Raw genomic sequence first — 17,187 nt, 5'->3', positions numbered from 1 at the left:
GAAATATTTGATTCATTTTTAATAACGAACGTATTACACCTCGGCATTCTATTACTTTGTTGTAAATTACTCAAATTCCCGACCTAATTATATCTAGGCCTCCTCGTCTTCCTGTTCGTCATCTTCTTCAGACTCCATTGGCTTCTCAAGATTCACTATCTTTCCCTTCCAATGGTACTCTATCTTTAAGAGGCTGAAGATCAGCCTCTGGGCCTTGGTGGGCACCGTCCACAGGTCCTTGTAGGTGCCGGTGAAGTGGATTCTGGAATAGGTCGACACCTTGTTCAGCATGTCCTTGAAATCCCAGTACTTCCTGTTCCTGGGCTTGATGGCCGAGACCTTGCCTCTCAGGTCGTTGAGCAGGATGAGGGTGATGAAGTTGACGAAAAGCCTGCCCTTCATGGTCTTCTCTGTGTGCACGTTGAGCCTGTTGCAGTCCAAGAGGTTCTTCATGTCGTCGAAGTGCAGCTCGATGTCGCACCTGCGGTTGTAGTGCCCCAGGGCCTTGGATGCATCCTTCTGTGCATTGGTGAGGATGATCCAGAACCCGCTGTAGCCGTCGATGTAGGCATTGACGGCCTCCTCGTTCAGGCTGACCTTCCTTCCCCGCTTGGGGGTATCCTTGACGGTGAAGTAGGTGTCGTACAGGTTCCTGTGCTTCTCGAAGGCATCCCCGCCTGCAAGCTCCTCCTCGCACTTTCTCAGCTTGAGCATCAGCGATGCGATGTCCTGCTCCTTCCTGACGGGGTCGAAGTAGACATGCCTCCAGGTCCTGCCGTAGGACTCGGTCTTGTAGTCGGTGACGCCATAGATGTAGGACTTGTCGTCCTCGGGATTGCGGATGATGTTGGCGGGTCTTCGGATTGAGGGCCTGACCTTGTCGATCAATTCCTTCTGCCACTTGAGGCTGGAGGGGACGGGGATGGTGAACTTCTGTCCCTTATCCGCTATGTTCCTGAGGTTCGCCTCGCTGTAGAAGCCCCGGTCGCCGACCAGGTTGATGTCCTTCACATCGAGCTTTTCCAGGCTGCGCAGCACATGGTCGAGGACGAGTGAATCGGACATGCTCCCGGGCAATTCCGAGTACCAGAGAGGGACGTTCGACGAGTGGGCGCTGAGCAGGCCGAGGTTTATCTGCCTCAGGTTCTCGTGGTCCCGGTTGTACCCCCGCTCCACATAGGTGTTGTTTTTTCCATAGGACGAAATCGAGGTTATATCGAAAAGCAGTGCCTTTTTCTTCGCCTGCTTGGCAATCCAAAGCTTGAAGAAGGTGTTGCGCCTGTCGTCGGACAGGGAGGCAAGCAGCTCGCTGATCCGCTGCGAGCAAAGAGCGTTGCCGTTGAAACCACGATCGTTCAGCCAGTCCTCGGCTCTGCTGAGGGCCTTGCCCTCGCAGACGCTGTACCGTGCAAGCTGAAGGATGGCATCGGCATCGTCGGCTCCGAAGGCTTCCTTCAGAACAGGCTGTATGCCGACGTCCTTGACCACCTTGTCCAGGATGAGGTTCTGTCCCATCAGGGTGGTTTTCGAGACAAGCGGATTCTCGGCCTTGGAGGCTTCCTTCCTGGCCAGGTAGAAATCGTTGTATATCTCGCTTCCATCCGGACCGAGTCGGCCGATGCACTTTCGCTTGTGCTCGCCGCGCTTCTTCTCGCTGTTCCAGAAGGCCTGGTCCTCGTAGAGGTAGGTGACACCGTTCTTCTTGTTGGTGACACGGATGATTTTCATCGGTTTTGCATTGGCATCTATCATAGATACAATTATACCTATGTTTGGAGCTTTTGTCACGCACTTTCCGACATTATCTGCAACTATTTAAAAGAATTATCTAATCCCTAGATATAACTGGGACGGGAATTTGAGTAAATTACTCTTGTCTGAGGGATTTTATATGAATAAACCGCTGGAAAGGTTTGATCAACAAGCTAATGATATCGATACCTCTAAGTGGAAGATGCATAACAATAATTGCATAACAAAGTGCATATAATATGTGTGAAACCTCATCATAAAAACGAACACGACCGAAATCATCCAAGCAAAGAATGAGTAGCATCATCACAGAGAAAACCACAAGGCTAGTACGATGTCGAGAAAGCAGAATCCCGATTCCTTTTATAATTACATAACCCAAAAATAGATAGTACCAAATTAGGCCAAACATGCCCCAAGAGACAGCAATTTCTATATAATTATTATGAGAATATACTCCAAATTTCTCTAAGTCTGAAAATGCATGCAAGCCCCAACCAAAAAATGGTTTTTGCTTGATCATATCAATCCCGAGGCGAATCATCTCTATTCGTTCATTTGCACTCGCATCAATCGATTGGCCTGTAAAAGTTGTTAAGAAAATTTGAATTCTATATCCAATTATATTTTTCAATGGCTCCCATTGAAAGGATATCAGGAGAAACCCAGCAACAAATAACAAGCTAAGAATCATCGATATGAAAATTGTATGTGGTTTTCGAGATGATAAAATTGACAAGAGAACTATACCAACAAAAAGAATTATCATGGTTTTACGTGAACCTGAGAACAAACCAATTACACTTAACACAAAAAACAAAGGAAGAGCTATCCAGCGTTTTTCCAGAATAACGTAATACAAGTTTATAAGTGCCGCAATGGCAAATATGAAACCCACAAAATTTGCGTTAAAACCAATTGATTCACCCAGACGAGTATTCATCAATTGCTCAGGAGGAGCTGACATCCACAAGCGAAATCCTAATCCGACAGCAGAAAGTATAAACGAAAGGAAGAAAACATGGACATTTCTTTTATCGTCTCGAAAATAGGGGACCAGCAAATTGCCAAAGATTACAACTTGTATAACAGAAATAGCCCAACGCATAGCAGCTGTTTGGTTTGGTGCATACGTTGTAGAGACTAGCGCCAACAGCGAAAGCCCTATTGTCCAAATAGTATATAAAGAGAGTGTAGACCGTTTTACAAAGAACCTAATGGTAAAAACCGACAAGAACAGAATCTCTACCGGTATAAAAAACTTCTTGGCATTTGTTCCAAGAACTACCAAAACAGGAAAAAAGATTAACAGTGAGGCATCACATATATGGTCAAAGAGGTCCATAGAACGAGAATTAGACATAAAAATACTCCCCTAAGTATAGGAGAGTATTACAAGAAACAGAGCTCTTTACAACCTCTATTACTATTTATACTTCCAAGTCTATAAGCAGTATAGTGCACGGCTACACTTATTACATATCCTTGCTTTCTTTCAGTCCAGCAAGAACACCAACCAAGAAATCGGCAACCATCTCGCCGCTCTTCCCTTTGTATTGCCATGCTGTAGCATTGGCATTCTTTCTTTTTTCCTCAAGTATCGAACTCTTGCTTGTTTCAAGAATAAGTTGACCGATTCTCCCAAAGTCGTTTTCTTGAAGTTCAACTCCAATTTCAGGAAGGACCCGGAATTTCCACGGCTGTTCTTCTAGATCGTATGCATCATACGGTCGAGCATCAAAATTACTATTCACGTAAAGAAACGGTTTATTAAAGAGAAACGCATAATCAAAGATAACTCCTGAAAAGTCAGATATCATGATGTCCGACCGAGAAAGGACATTCAGATTCTCATTAGAATAATCCCACTCGAGATTCTGAGCGGCCTTGTATCGCATTTCTAGAGCTTCAAGTATCTCTTTTTCTGATTGTTTCGATTGTGGGTGAGGTCTCACAATAATTGAGAATCCTGTTTGTACCAAGGAATCAAGAAGAGATGCTCCATATCTACTCAGAATCCCACTTTTTCCCCATGAAGGAGCCACGAGTACCGTAAAGGATTCATTCTTTCGTTTAGGCAGATCTGCTACTTTCTTTTGCAGCTCATCAAGGTAGGGACATCCAACAACTACCAACTCTTTTTCTTTGATACCTCTTTGTGTTTCCAAAAGCCGAATATGCGCTTTTTGATATTCGCCAGAAAGGAGTACAGAATCAAAATAGTCTAACCCAAAAAGTCGATATCCTGTTGCGTCATCAACTGAGTGCAGGATATGGGCATAGTGCTTAACGCCTCTTGAGCGCTTGAGCTGATAGACATCCAGACCAGGAGTAGTCATCAAGCACACATCTGCCTCAAGGAAATTCAATCGAGTGAAAGCTTTGTTGCCTTCCCCAATAAACTCACTTGTAATATGTTTATATGCTACTGAGAAGACTGGGTCGTCTTCTGATGATGCGTAATACACAGTTGGAATAGCTTTTCTTTCCAATGCATCTAGAACTGGCTTAAAAACATTCCAATACCGCTTGCTTTCAGAATAAATGACCAAAGGATAATGATTTTTCGAAGTGGTTGCTTTTCCTCCAGAGAGAATAAACTTTACCTTAATGAATGCTGCTTTTCCAAGAAAATAGAGCATAGTCACCAAACCAATGACTATGGAAAAAAGCATGCTCCCTGTACCGGGGTCTATATAGAAAAGTATCATCTACTTAAGTCTCCTTTGCTCATTTTGGACTAATGTGCTTCCAATTAGCCTCATCAAACACTGAATCATGTACAGAAAAGCTCTCTGAATAATTAAAACTAAATGTGTTACCCCTATTGTTGTTTGGCTCTGAAGAGGATGAGTACACATTAACTACATCTTTCTCAATAACAGAAAACAAGTCATTTTTAGTGAAAGGATTTATGGTTGAAACGGGTAGATCCTTGATAGCCATGGCAGGAACGTCCGCAGTTGTCATAAACTGAGTGTCAGTAGAAAATTCTTCGGATGCATAGAAATCCTTAGCCATGAACAATGGGTGGTATGCCGCAAGGACCTCTTTTAGTTGCTCAAAATCTTTGAAAACCGGTGCTTTCAAATTATTCCCATGATCAGCAACAATGATAATTCTCGTGTTGTCGTATACTCCCTCTTGTTTGAGAAATTCCAACCATTCACCTACCTTTCGTAGTGCCGCTACATTGGCATGATAATGTATCTGAGCTTTCTGATCGTAATACGTATCAGCTTGGAGAGGGTTCGATATATCTGTTACTTTTACAACTGGCACATATTCTGGGGCTTGTAAGAAAATTGGTTCGTGTGGAGTATCATTGACAAGAAAGACATATGATCCTTTTGCGCTATCAATCGCAGTAAGCTGGGGAAGGTAATACAGCACAGAATATGCATTAATAAAACTGTTGGTGTTTTGCGTATTCTCATCCATCAGGAAGTATGTGCCCTCGTAATACAAAAGACTTCGAACTGCAGGATAAATGGTTCTTAGAAATGAAAACATAGGAAGACGACGCTTGATGATTCTGCTCTCGTAGTCAGGTCCCCATAATTCGTTCTCAGGATGCTCCATTTTATACTTATAGGAATATACACCATTCAAGCCACGAACCTGTACTTCTGGATACGGACGAAAGGCTGTAAAGTCATTTGACCATTTATGGTTAGGCATTGGAGGATCAAATACAGAAGCACGGTATCCCGCTTCGGAAAAAATTCTTGGAAGCACCAATGAAGCTTCGTTGTGCTTGTCTACCAAACGTTCGGTACTACGCAGGTTCATTGCATCCGGAGTGTACTCATATCCTCCCATAACTGGAGGAGAACCAGAAAGCGTTACCCTTCCAGGAGAAACAGTATTGGGATAATAGACAAATCCTCTATACTGCTCAGTGAGCTCGGGAAACTGTTCGAATACGATTGGCAAGAAAGAGTTGATAGCTCTATCAAGAAAGAGGACGACTACATTCTTTTCAGTTTTGCTGAGAGGAATCACTGGATTGATCTCATGAAGAGTACTCTTATCCACATTCTCTGCCACATTCTTAGCATGGGCAGTATAAGCTATTTGGATATTCACTGCAGCATATACACCCATTCCCGCAGAAGTAAGGATGAGAATCGTGAGTATACTGGTAAGCACCTTTGACCACCCGTTTCGAATACAAGCAAATGTGCCGATTGATAGAATAATAGTTATGAAAATGGGAAGTACCGTTTGGATCAAGGAAGCGGAAAGACGTGCCGGCTCATCGTACAATAATACTTTGCTTACAAGGCCATAGTCGCCCTTGAAGATGAAAAGATTAATTATTGCTGTTAGAGAAAGTATAAAAAAGATAATTGAAAAGAACCCTCTCATTTTTCTACTGGCCATTGCATACAAAAACAAAGGCCAGACCACACATAAACCCAAGAAAAATGAGGCAGTATGGTACATGTAGGAAAGAGGATTCTCAACGGTTCCAGTGAATGCAAATTCGATAGGAGAAGAAAGTATCAGGCTTGATGGCACCACAATGCCACTAAGGAACCATAGAAGCAGGATTGATAAAATATAGACATTGAAAACGCTTGATCTTTTCATTGAGAAGGTAGAGAGATACCTTTTCTCAATAAATCCCACGATTTTTACAAGAAATGGAAGGGAAATTATCCCTCCACAACCTGCAAAAAGTACCAGCTGTTTGCTAAGAGGGAAATTTGATTTTATAACAAGTATGGCTACTGTTAATCCAACACTTGCAACGACAGCCGTAACATACAACACCTTCAAGGGTTGCTTCATTTTATAAAAGATATTTTTTACCAATGAGAAAACATTGTTCAGGGTCCAGTAGAAAACCAACCCCGCTGGAGACTGATACAGAAGTATAAGAAATAACCCAGCCATACCATACAACTGAACTTTATCTCGCAGAGGGAATCCTTTTGTATAGATTGCACCGGCTGCTATGTTGATTAGGGTCATTATCAATGGAAGTACATTTATTGGAAGAGAACCGAGCATGAACATATGATCAGGTTGCCCCAGATCCTTGATGAAAAGAAAGCTTTCAGCCTGCAAATGGGGAAGATGAGAAAGAAACTGATAGGCAGCAATAAAGAATGGAACCTGAATGAGAAGGCTGACAGAACTACGAAGAGCATATGCAGGATGATAATGGTGTTGCCTGTAGAAAGTAGAGAGAATCATGTATTGCTCATCGCCCTTAAAGGTTGATTTGATTCTCTGGATTCCATTCTGCATTTGTATGCGCATGTCCCGCTCTTTCTTCTGCAATTGATCGGCAATATGATAGAGGGGAAGAGAAAGCAAGCTTACCATCAGACTGATTCCAGCTATGGCAAACCCGGTACTATCAAAAGCTTTAAAGAAGAAGACAAAAAGCAATTCAACAAGTAATTCTATCGGATATACGATAACAGTATATAAAAATGACGTCACAACAAACCTCTTTATCGACTACACAAACTCTTGCATGTTTCGTCTGAGCTTATCATATTCCATCACCATTGGCGACAGTATGGGAATGTCTTAAAACTGCAGTATTTAGAAAGATCAACGCATAATTCCCTTCGGTATTGCTTTAAGTAATCGTGGGTAAAACACCGCATTTACCAAGAAAGAAACAATTGAACAAATTAGGACTACTTTGAGAGCCATAACAAACCAAGCAAAGAAGGAAATACTTGAAAGAGTAATCCATTGGGTAGCACATACCATTGTCACTACAGATATAGCATCTACAACTATGTGAAGATAGAAATGCCTTAATGTGCGCTTTATAATATTTTTTGAGAGATACCAGGCCAGATAGACTGTTCGGTAAAGCATTGCAACAAGAGTTCCTAATGCAACACCAATCAAGCCATATGCTTGTACTAATACAATCGAGATTACAATGTTTATACTGGCTTCAATAATTGCACTTGTCTGGGTCTCTTTGAAATGCCCTGCAGCAAGCACAAGTTGGTTGTATGGAAGCCGAATACAATAGAGCGCATGTGCAACAACCAGCAGGATACCAAAGACCGGATACACATATTCATAGTCGGTAATTGTTGCTGTATAGACTATAATAAAGGGGATTATAAGAATCCCGGTACACGTGAAGAAAATAGTCACAAAGGTATGCATTATCCATTCAAACTTCTCAAATGCTTGATTCAATTTGGAAAGTTCATTATTTGAAAGCATATTGCCAAAGAGGGCTTGGAACCCTGACGTAAAGGATATCAAGATTTTCTTAATACTATTGACGACAAGATAATACACCGAATATACCGATACCAGGCTGAAGGAACTGAAAACGGTTAATACAACAATATCCGTACTATTGAGTACAACAGAGGCGATATGTTGGGCGATGCCATTCCATTTCTGTTTAATTGGCTCAACATGGAGCGGGATGGAAAGCTGCAATCTATAGCGTTTTTTTACAACAATCTGGAAGATAATTGGACGAATAAGAAATATCATCGAAGATACAAGTTTTACAATTTGTACGGATTTTTCGTACTTGATCAACAACAGGACAACTATTGTATTTATGATTACCGTTACGGTATTGGTGAGCAAGGCGACAAAAGCGAGTTGGTCCGCCTGTAATAACAGCTGATAAGAAATACCGAAGAAATACTGCGCAAACGCACTGAGTGCAAGAATGGCTACTAAAGATCCTGTATAGAAAAAGGAATGTGTTGTGTCAATCAACATAGGGTAGAGAAAAAACAGTACGAGAGAGTAAAGGATAAGAATCCCACCTATCTTTTTAAAAAACCTATTGGAGGAGATAATAATGCGGCTGATCTCCTCAGTCTCTTTCTTAGCAAGTGGAAAGTATAATGCAGCTTGGACTACTGCTCCTACGCCTAATTCCAGGAAGGTAATTATGGATATGAATTGGGTGATGGAAGCAACCAAGCCATTTACTTCCGACCCAAATGATGCGATATAGGCACGAGGAAGAATGATTCCACATACAACAGTAATCAATTGATGAATAAGTGAGCTTGCTGTATTTAGAATAAGTTTCTGTTTTCTTGTCATAAGGCTGCCAAATCAATCCAACTACCCAGTAGGGTATCATAGGAGTCAGGCTCAAATTTTTCTAAACCTGAGAAATGGAAAAATGTCAGTTCTCCAAAAAATATGCGTCCTGCAACATCGATATAAAAATCCACTCGTACATGTGGGATACCTTGTGAGAGTTTCCTAGCTAATTGAAGCATTTCATCCCATTGCAAAGGTTTTGGTAAATCATAATTGCTCGTAGAGTAATGCTGTTTGACAGGTTGACGATTCCAATCAACATCAAAGAAATCAAACTTAGTGTCGACTCCCCTATCTGACGCAACAAAGGCAAATTTGGGCACTCCATGAAAACAAAAAATCTTGTAATCCTTTGGACTCCTTCCATCTTCAGTTTGTATCATTGATTCACAAATAATACGTGGATTAATATGTTTATAAGGCCATTCTCGAAGACCCCAAAAATAGCGTTTCTGTAACCACATATTCATCTTCTGCTTGGTTAATTCAGGAGAAAGCAGATCTTTATCTTTGCATAATATGACATCACCAGAAGTGTGGGTTGGCTTGAGAACGAATGTTCCAGGAAGAGTGGAGAATTCAATCTCATCTACTGTATTATAGACTCCCAGCAACGGAATCAAGTATTGTTCTCCAATTGTATCCTTCACAAACTGCCGAACTTCATACTTGTCGACCAAGGAAGGATAGAGAAGATTATGGTCATGGAGCTTCAACCACTGAAGTTTCTCATTGAATGTTGTCGGATTTTTCAAGTTAAGGGACATTCCCATCTTTAACCTATACAGCCAAGACAGATATAATCGATCGGGAATAATTCTGGCTAGTTTCCTCTCCAGCAGATATTCTCCAACGATATGAGGATTCTTCAACCCTTTCCGAATTTTATATGCAATGCTACTCATCGATTTCTTTACCCATACTGACTACATCATGAATGAAGGATTCCCAAGATGCAAATACCACTTGGGGATCTACTTCCTGGCGAATCTTTCTAGCTACTGTACCAAGTGCTTCAGCATAAACAGGGTCATTTACCATTGAACGCATTGATTCAACTAATGCTCTCTCATCCCCAACTGGAACCAATAATCCATTTACTCCGTGTCTGATAAGCATGGCTGAGCCTCCGCAAGGACAATCGGTGGAGATCACAGGAAGCCCTAAAGCCATTGCCTCCATGAGAGCGTTGGAGACACCCTCATAGTCCGAGGAGAGCACAAAGAGAGCTGCTTGCTCCAATACTTTCTCGATATCATTTCTGACACCCTTAAGGAAAATTCTTGATTGCAATCCAAATGAATCAATCAACTGCTGCAATGAGTTTCTCAATTCTCCTTCACCGTATATCTCTAGGGTATGTTCAGGAAATTCTGATGCAATATGTGCAAACGAGCGAATGAGCAGTGCATGATTCTTCTGAGGGAATAACTTCCCTACGGTTACAATACGTGCATCACGAGACCCAATGGCCCTCTCTTTAAGGAAAGTTGGATGTATAGGGTTAGGAATTATTGTGTCCTTACTAGAATAATGACCAGTAAAAAACTGTTTGGCATCAGGAGTCTGAAATACGATGCCGTCGGCTCGTTTGATCAATCTCATGATAGCGAACCGTTGCAGCCAAGAGGAATAGTCAACATTGGGATCATTTCTGAATGAAATGATTACAGGTACGGAGAGCTGAGGTTTCAAGTACAGTACCCTCAAGATTTCCCGCTCAAGAAAGGTAATAATTACAGAAGGTTGATACCTTTGTATTATTTGTTTGAACCGTATATTTCGCTTACGATTCTTTGTAAGCTTGTTCGCTTTTATGTCTTCTGCAGCAAAATCCAACGATAGATGAGTAATATTCGGATTCAGAGGATATGTTCCTTCTCCGACGGTAGTTGTTACAAGAATAACGTGATATTTTTCAGAAAAATGATTTGAAAGCGTGGTGATGACCCGTTGGGCACCACCTTTCGAAATATTGGAAATGTAGAATAGTAAAGTTTCCATGTTGTTCTCTTTTGCTCTCTAGGCAAAAAGAAAGTTCCTCACTTTATTTCGGCTCATAACCCAAACGTGCTTCATTCGAAGTTTTGAAGCTATTGTAGAATGAACGAAAAGCTTGAATGCTGTCAATTTCTTTCCGTTTCTTAGCATCTCTTTTGCCAGGCAATATTCTTTGTAGGAAGCATGATATGCCTCCAATGCCTTCTTATCAAAGTAGTGATGTTTTTTTAGAAATGCATTGTAATACTCTTCCGAATGATCGTCACGACCTAATTTCTTTCGTTGCCTATAGAGCAACCGAACATATTCAGCTCCTAAAAACTGAACATACCTATTCAATCGAGAGACACCTTCATACGAGATTCGTCGGTATAACAATGGTGTCTCCAGAAATCCAATTGAATATCCATCAGTAAGGAAACGGAGCCAGAGATCATAGTCTTCGGCTGATTTGATTGTTCGATAGCCATTCAACCTATCTAAGGCTTTTTTCCGTATAAGGACGGTAGGATGAGCTACCATGTTCTCAAAGTACATCTGCTTTTCAAGATTACGACCAGGCTGGTATTTGGGATGCTTCTCCCCTTCCAAGACTTTACCTCCTTCGTCGATGGCAACAATGCCCGTAGATACCAAATCGTGATCATGCTCTAGAAGAAACTCCAATTCTTGTTCGATTCGCTTATGAAAGGAGATGTCATCTGCATCCATTCTGGCAATATACTCACCTTTGGCGATGGAGATCCCATAATTAAGACAATATACAAGGCCTCTGTTACGCTCATTGATGTGGATTGTTATCCGGTTATCTTTTTGAGAAGAAGATTTAAGGAATGAAATGGCTTCCAGGTTTTGTGGATTATCGACAATAACCAAGACTTCCAGATTGAAATAGGTTTGGTTAAGAATAGAAGAGAGAGCAGCCTGAATATACTCAACAGGTTCGTTATAGGTGCTCATTAGTACTGTAACAATTGGAAACTCAGCCATGCGCTACCTCGACAAGTCTTTCAAGAATACAGACACTGTAAATGATAGCCAAAGCTATATATAAAATATCAAGCTAGCTATCAAGTTCTCAGAAACATTAGACAATGTACCCTGCATTTTAAAATCAGGGAATAGAAACCCACCAAATGTATCGATATAAAAAACCCAGCTTTTTCTTTTAAGTAAGCTGGGCAGTAACAGGAACGTCAAGATAAAATTATTATTAACTCTTTCAAAATTCATTTTTAAGAATCATCTTTTCGTTTACCTGACAATTTAAATAAATATTCTCTTAGAAGAGAACTTATTATAAGAATTAGCCGCTCAATTTCATGAAGATAGACTAGTGTAATCACTAATAAGATTAATATTGTAATGACTATTCTTGGAAACATAGGAAGAAAAAGATTGAGTGATGCAGTGAAGAGTAATAGAACAACAGTAAAAATTGTACATTTAAAAGAATCAACACTTTTATAATATTTTTGGCCAAGTATTGTGCGAAGTGAAACCATAATTATATCGGAAAAGACAACACTTATCGCGCATCCTATAAGTCCAAATCGAGGAATTAGAATGACACATAATAGGATATTTACAATCATCGACAAAAAAACCAGTATTGCTTGGAAATATGTTTTTCCAGAAAGCGGAATCCCAAGGCCGGTTGTTTCAGAAATTGTGTATAGAACATGAGTAATAATCAGTAGAGGGAATATTTGTTGGCTTGCTTGATATGATACATCAAGCAATAAAAATATTATGTCTTGAAAAAGCATTAGACATATTACGAAAATTGAAAGTATACAAACTATATAATGATGTACTTTCTGAATTCGAACAGATTCAGATTCGTAATACTTCATAGCATATGGAGCCCAGAATGTATTAAAACCTGTTTGAATAATTCCAACAACACTTGATAGAGTTAAAGCAATACCAAAGAATCCTACTATATCAAAACCCCAATAACGAGCAAGTATAAATTTCGACACAGATCCATTAATCCAATAAAAAATGGAAGCCGGTAATAAAGGAAGACCAAACTTAAGAATTTTACTTTTCTCTGAAGCCTTATATCTATGTAATGCTTGTGAGAAGAACGATTTTTGAAAGAAAAAGATATAGATTACAGATAAGAGTATTACAAGAAAAACCCTCATTCCTAAGGCAAACAATGCCGTTCTATTCCAATATGCTATAAAAAAAAATAAAACATTATTTGCTAAAGCATGTAATACTGAATGTAGAGTATAGTTCCAAGCATCTTGCTTGAGCCTATAATCAAGTGATGAAAATCTCTGAATATTGGTAAATAAAATATACAAAATTAAAATGATTATTAAGGTTAATGAAGACTCACCGATAATCAATTTTGCTATGTACTCTCGAAAAAGAAAAACTATAGAAGAAACAAAAGCCCATGAAATTATGCTGAGCCTTATACAATCGCCAACCAAGATACCATGGTCTGAAACTTCAGCATGGTAACGAACATATGACTGATCAATCCCTGCAATTGCTAGCATTGAAAATAAACTTGCAACTGTAGAAAAGAGATTGATTTTGCCCATTTCAGAAGGAGAGAACAATCGAGTTGCAAATGGAATGATGACAAATCCAATAGCAGCCGTAATTAGTGATGCGTATGAAAAACTCAATACATTTTTGAAAAAGGATATTGAATTTGTATCAGATTTCATTGCTCCAGATCCCTCATTTGCCCTAAATATGAAAACCTAATAGCAATTTTTTCAAAAAAATTGGCATCAACTCTAAATTTGGGTTTAATTATTATAGACAATGAAGAAAGAACTGCCATAAAAACACACAACCATTCACTTCCAAAGTTTGAGCTAGAACTAATCAAACCAAATATCAATCCTCCCATTATACATATTGTAATAATTGAGAGTTGTGATTCTCTGCTATCCAATGGATAAGTAAAAGCAATAACCATCGCATGGAGAATAATCCTCCCATAGAAAATCAAGTAGCCAATGAGGATTAATACTCCATATGCCGTAAGTATTTCAAACCACCAATTATGCATATTGATTGTACTTATTGGGAAAATTGCATAGTTCTCCATCCAATACTCAATGTTTCCAGATCCGACTCCAAATCCATATGTTCTATATAAAAAGTATAAACCATTTTTTATTAAATTTATACGAGTATTAATTGATTCATCAATATTTTCATGTATCGTTATTGTTTGTTGAGTAGTACCTGATTGCTCGCCTACTTCTGCAGGAGTACTTATCATTTGATAAACTCCCGACACCGTTGACGTGATAGATGTTCCTTGACGGTATAACCCCATTTGGTTCAATACAAATAACGATAGTATTGCTAGCATCATAATAATAGCTAAATCGAATATTTGCTTTTTCGCTCTTTTGATTATGTAAAAACATATCAACAATATAACCGAGATTGCTAAACCAAAAACGTTTGCTCTAGACCCCGCAAGAAAAATCAATGAAATCATTAATGAGCCATCAATTAGAAAGAAAATACGTATCACTTTATTAGTGAATAGATTCTTGCAAAAGAGACATAGATTAAAACCAATTAGCATAAGCATTGCAAAATCGTTTGTATTATTGAACCAGCTAACTGGAAGATGGTAATATGAATAATTAGATACTAATTCATTACTTAAAAAGAAATAATTTGATGAAAAAACTTCATATATACCAATTACTGAATTAATTACGAGGATAATTGTAATCAAAATCATGGCTACCTTAATCTGTTTCTTCTCCTTAAAGAAATAATTAAAAAAAATAATAGAGAAGAGACTTAACCCTAAAAAATATACTGACTTAAACCAATGTGAATAATCTTTTATCCAAAATACAGTCAATATTGCATAAAGTAACCAAACCGAGTGAAAACTTATAGCATAGATATTCATACTTCTTATAATACTAAAGCATTCGTGTCGTTGCTTAATAGCAATGAAGAATGACATACAAATTACAATAATTGTAATAACTCGAAAAATTGACAATTGAAAAAAACCGAGATCGATAGAAAAATCAATAACAGGAAAGAAGGAAGTAATCAAAAAAAGGTATAATATGGTATTAATCATAAATCACTCTTTCATAAACCGATTCTAGCTGATTTACTATTGATTCAGCAGAGAACAATTGCTTAACCTCTGAAGATATTTCCCCACGATTGTAATCATTGATTGTTAGATACATTTTTTTCAGTGCATCCAAAAGCGATTGCTCATCGTCAACTGGAATTAGTATTCCATTTCCAGAATGAATAAAGCTTTCTGGCCCTCCCGATTTCGTAGCAATTACGGGAAGACCGCACGCCATTGCTTCGACTAGCACCACACCAAAAGTCTCGACTTCTGAGACTAAAACAAAACAGGAAGCTGTTTTCAGTGCATTAGCAATGATATCTCTTTTACAACTTCCCTTTAAAACTATTCTATCTGATAGCCTCAAGCTGGAGATTTGAGCTTGTAAATTATCTTTTTCAGGACCAGATCCATAGATAAATAATTCGGAATCAGGAACAAACTTAACAAAACTAGCAAATCCGCTTATTAGAGCTTTCATTCGTTTTCTTGGAATAAGATTACCAACAGAAATTATCCTAAACTTACTGTCTTTATTTGGATTTGAATCATATGAAAATATCTTTAGGTCAACAACATTTGGAATGTATAATGCTTTAATCGAAAATTCCTGCATAATTTTTGCTTTTAGCTCATTACTTACGGCAATTACTGTATTTACATTATGATATACTTTCTCAGCAGTTCTACATAATTTCTGATCAATATTTATACAGTTAATTCCCGAGGAATGCTCTGTCATCACTATTGGAATTTTTGTTTTCTTGAGAGATTGAAGTGCAATATAAGCATAATCTGTAAAATGCGCATGAATAACATCAGGTTTCCCAAATTTTTTTAGACACTTTCTATATATGTATTTTAATCCGAGCAAACCAAAAAAATGCAATACGATTGGAGCCACTGGGCCTAAAGGAATATTTACAACTTCAATACTTACATTATTTTTCTCGATACTTTCGAAAAACCAATGCCGCCAGCGCCTAACAGACCTGAGGTCAATAGCAGCAAAAATCACTTCATGCCCTTGCTTTGCTAAAGCTTGAGCTTGATCAAATTCAAATATTCCATTCAGGTAATACTTTTCAGTGGGATATCCACCTGCGACAATTAATATTCTCATAGAAATTTTCTTGTATTGAAATTAATAACAACAACAGTCATTAATAAATTGTGAGATATTCCTTACAGTTTGCTCACCCTTATATGGATCCAAAGGCAATGAAACCACAGTCTTACATAGACTCACAGTATTAGAACAAGGTACATAAGGCTTTAAATCTTTATAGGCCGTCTGCTCATGCATCGGCTTGGGATAATACACCATGGTGGGGATACCCTGTTCCTTGAGCTTTTGCTGCAAGGCAGTGCGTTCTTCTTCATTCTTCACTTGGATGGTGTACTGTGCCCAGCTTGAATAACAGCCCTCAGGAACAACAGGCGTCTTCACCTTGCCCTTCAAGGCTTCAGTATACCAAGCCGCTACCTTGTTCACATCCTCCAGCTCATACTCAATGAAGGCGTCAAACTTTACCAACAGGATTGCTGCCTGGATGGTATCAAGGCGCGAGTTCCAGCCTATGCGTACGTTGTCGTACTTGAACGAGCCCTTGCCGTGCACAGCTATCGATCGGAGATATTCAGCCTCCTGGTCGTCGTTGGTGAAGATTGCTCCGCCGTCGCCGTAACAGCCCAGAGGCTTAGCCGGGAAGAAAGAGGTGGTTGCTGCATCGCCGAGCGAACCCGCTCTTCTGCCCTTGTACATCCCTCCGAATCCCTGTGCCGCATCCTCAAGCACCTTCATGCCATACTTGTGTCCAATCTCATTGATGTGGTCATAATCGGCAGGGAGGCCGAACAAATCGACGGGAATCACAACCCTTGGATTCAGCCTACCCTCAGCCTTGACGGCCAGGATGGCCTTCTCAAGACTTACGGGATCCATGTTGAAGGTATCAGAATCGACATCGACGAACACCGGTGTCGCACCCTCGAAGGAGACGACCTCACCGGTTGCGAAGAAGGTGAAGTCGGGGACGAACACCGCATCGCCTTCTCCAATGCCCCAGGCCATCAGCATCATCGACAGGGCGTCGGTTCCGTTGCCGCAGGTGATACAATGCTTCACACCCATATAGGACGCCAGCTTCTCCTCCAGCTCCTTCACCTGCCTGCCGCTGATGAAGTTGCAATCGGTCATCACCTCGAAGACGGCCTTGTCCATCCGTTCCTTGAGTACCTGGTACTGCTTCTTCAGATCACGAAATTCCATG

12 protein-coding genes are annotated in these 17,187 nt (G+C 39.7%); all 12 read right to left on the bottom strand.

Going from position 1 to position 17,187, the window contains the following annotated elements; translation table 11 throughout:
- Window positions 1-93: 93 nt before the first annotated feature.
- Window positions 94-1,752, bottom strand: coding sequence for an IS1634 family transposase (locus MUG09_RS02160; RefSeq protein WP_244773063.1), 1,659 nt, complete (start codon window positions 1,750-1,752; stop codon window positions 94-96).
- Window positions 1,753-1,867: 115 nt separating this feature from the next.
- The gene (locus tag MUG09_RS02155) at window positions 1,868-3,097 is read right to left on the bottom strand and encodes an O-antigen ligase family protein (RefSeq protein ID WP_244773054.1); all 1,230 of its coding nucleotides are present in this window, start codon (window positions 3,095-3,097) and stop codon (window positions 1,868-1,870) included.
- 130 nt (window positions 3,098-3,227) lie between these two features.
- Window positions 3,228-4,463, bottom strand: coding sequence for a CDP-glycerol glycerophosphotransferase family protein (locus MUG09_RS02150; RefSeq protein ID WP_244773052.1), 1,236 nt, complete (start codon window positions 4,461-4,463; stop codon window positions 3,228-3,230).
- A gap of 19 nt (window positions 4,464-4,482) precedes the next feature.
- Window positions 4,483-7,209, bottom strand: a complete 2,727-nt coding sequence (locus MUG09_RS02145; protein ID WP_244773050.1) for a YidC/Oxa1 family membrane protein insertase — start codon at window positions 7,207-7,209, stop codon at window positions 4,483-4,485.
- 114 nt (window positions 7,210-7,323) lie between these two features.
- Complete coding sequence (locus MUG09_RS02140; RefSeq protein ID WP_244773048.1) at window positions 7,324-8,814, bottom strand: MATE family efflux transporter; 1,491 nt, start codon at window positions 8,812-8,814, stop codon at window positions 7,324-7,326.
- Window positions 8,811-9,722 (bottom strand): ATP-grasp fold amidoligase family protein, encoded by a 912-nt coding sequence (locus MUG09_RS02135; protein ID WP_244773046.1) that lies wholly within the window; start codon window positions 9,720-9,722, stop codon window positions 8,811-8,813. The genes MUG09_RS02140 and MUG09_RS02135 overlap by 4 nt, the downstream gene beginning before the upstream one ends.
- Window positions 9,715-10,821 carry a glycosyltransferase gene (locus MUG09_RS02130; protein WP_244773044.1) on the bottom strand — a complete coding sequence of 369 codons (1,107 nt, stop codon included), beginning with the start codon at window positions 10,819-10,821 and terminating at the stop codon, window positions 9,715-9,717. Before MUG09_RS02130 ends, MUG09_RS02135 begins: the two co-directional genes overlap by 8 nt.
- A gap of 18 nt (window positions 10,822-10,839) precedes the next feature.
- Window positions 10,840-11,808 carry a glycosyltransferase gene (locus tag MUG09_RS02125; protein ID WP_244773042.1) on the bottom strand — a complete coding sequence of 323 codons (969 nt, stop codon included), beginning with the start codon at window positions 11,806-11,808 and terminating at the stop codon, window positions 10,840-10,842.
- A 245-nt stretch (window positions 11,809-12,053) separates the two neighbouring features.
- On the bottom strand, window positions 12,054-13,511 hold the full coding sequence (locus MUG09_RS02120; protein ID WP_244773041.1) for a lipopolysaccharide biosynthesis protein: 1,458 nt from the start codon (window positions 13,509-13,511) through the stop codon (window positions 12,054-12,056).
- Complete coding sequence (locus MUG09_RS02115; RefSeq protein WP_244773039.1) at window positions 13,508-14,731, bottom strand: O-antigen ligase family protein; 1,224 nt, start codon at window positions 14,729-14,731, stop codon at window positions 13,508-13,510. The genes MUG09_RS02120 and MUG09_RS02115 overlap by 4 nt, the downstream gene beginning before the upstream one ends.
- Window positions 14,732-14,903: 172 nt before the next feature.
- On the bottom strand, window positions 14,904-16,037 hold the full coding sequence (locus MUG09_RS02110) for a glycosyltransferase (RefSeq protein WP_244773037.1): 1,134 nt from the start codon (window positions 16,035-16,037) through the stop codon (window positions 14,904-14,906).
- 21 nt (window positions 16,038-16,058) lie between these two features.
- Window positions 16,059-17,186: a DegT/DnrJ/EryC1/StrS family aminotransferase gene (locus MUG09_RS02105; protein ID WP_244773034.1), complete on the bottom strand. Its 1,128-nt coding sequence runs from the start codon at window positions 17,184-17,186 to the stop codon at window positions 16,059-16,061.
- Window position 17,187: the final 1 nt, after the last annotated feature.

It is taken from the genome of Sphaerochaeta associata, assembly GCF_022869165.1.
In the GTDB taxonomy this organism is placed as follows: Bacteria; Spirochaetota; Spirochaetia; order Sphaerochaetales; family Sphaerochaetaceae; genus Sphaerochaeta; species Sphaerochaeta associata.
Note: the sequence above shows the minus strand (reverse complement) of the source record. Positions and strands in the feature narration are given on the sequence as shown.

Bases quoted from the DNA above. Each gene is read 5' to 3' on its own strand.
- MUG09_RS02115 (WP_244773039.1), bottom strand. From the start codon at position 14,731: ATGAATATCTATGCTATAAGTTTTCACTCGGTTTGGTTACTTTATGCA.
- MUG09_RS02110 (WP_244773037.1), bottom strand. From the start codon at position 16,037: ATGAGAATATTAATTGTCGCAGGTGGATATCCCACTGAAAAGTATTAC.
- MUG09_RS02130 (WP_244773044.1), bottom strand. From the start codon at position 10,821: ATGGAAACTTTACTATTCTACATTTCCAATATTTCGAAAGGTGGTGCC.
- MUG09_RS02150 (WP_244773052.1), bottom strand. From the start codon at position 4,463: ATGATACTTTTCTATATAGACCCCGGTACAGGGAGCATGCTTTTTTCC.
- MUG09_RS02125 (WP_244773042.1), bottom strand. From the start codon at position 11,808: ATGGCTGAGTTTCCAATTGTTACAGTACTAATGAGCACCTATAACGAA.
- MUG09_RS02140 (WP_244773048.1), bottom strand. From the start codon at position 8,814: ATGACAAGAAAACAGAAACTTATTCTAAATACAGCAAGCTCACTTATT.
- MUG09_RS02155 (WP_244773054.1), bottom strand. From the start codon at position 3,097: ATGGACCTCTTTGACCATATATGTGATGCCTCACTGTTAATCTTTTTT.
- MUG09_RS02105 (WP_244773034.1), bottom strand. From the start codon at position 17,186: ATGGAATTTCGTGATCTGAAGAAGCAGTACCAGGTACTCAAGGAACGG.
- MUG09_RS02135 (WP_244773046.1), bottom strand. From the start codon at position 9,722: ATGAGTAGCATTGCATATAAAATTCGGAAAGGGTTGAAGAATCCTCAT.
- MUG09_RS02160 (WP_244773063.1), bottom strand. From the start codon at position 1,752: ATGATAGATGCCAATGCAAAACCGATGAAAATCATCCGTGTCACCAAC.
- MUG09_RS02120 (WP_244773041.1), bottom strand. From the start codon at position 13,511: ATGAAATCTGATACAAATTCAATATCCTTTTTCAAAAATGTATTGAGT.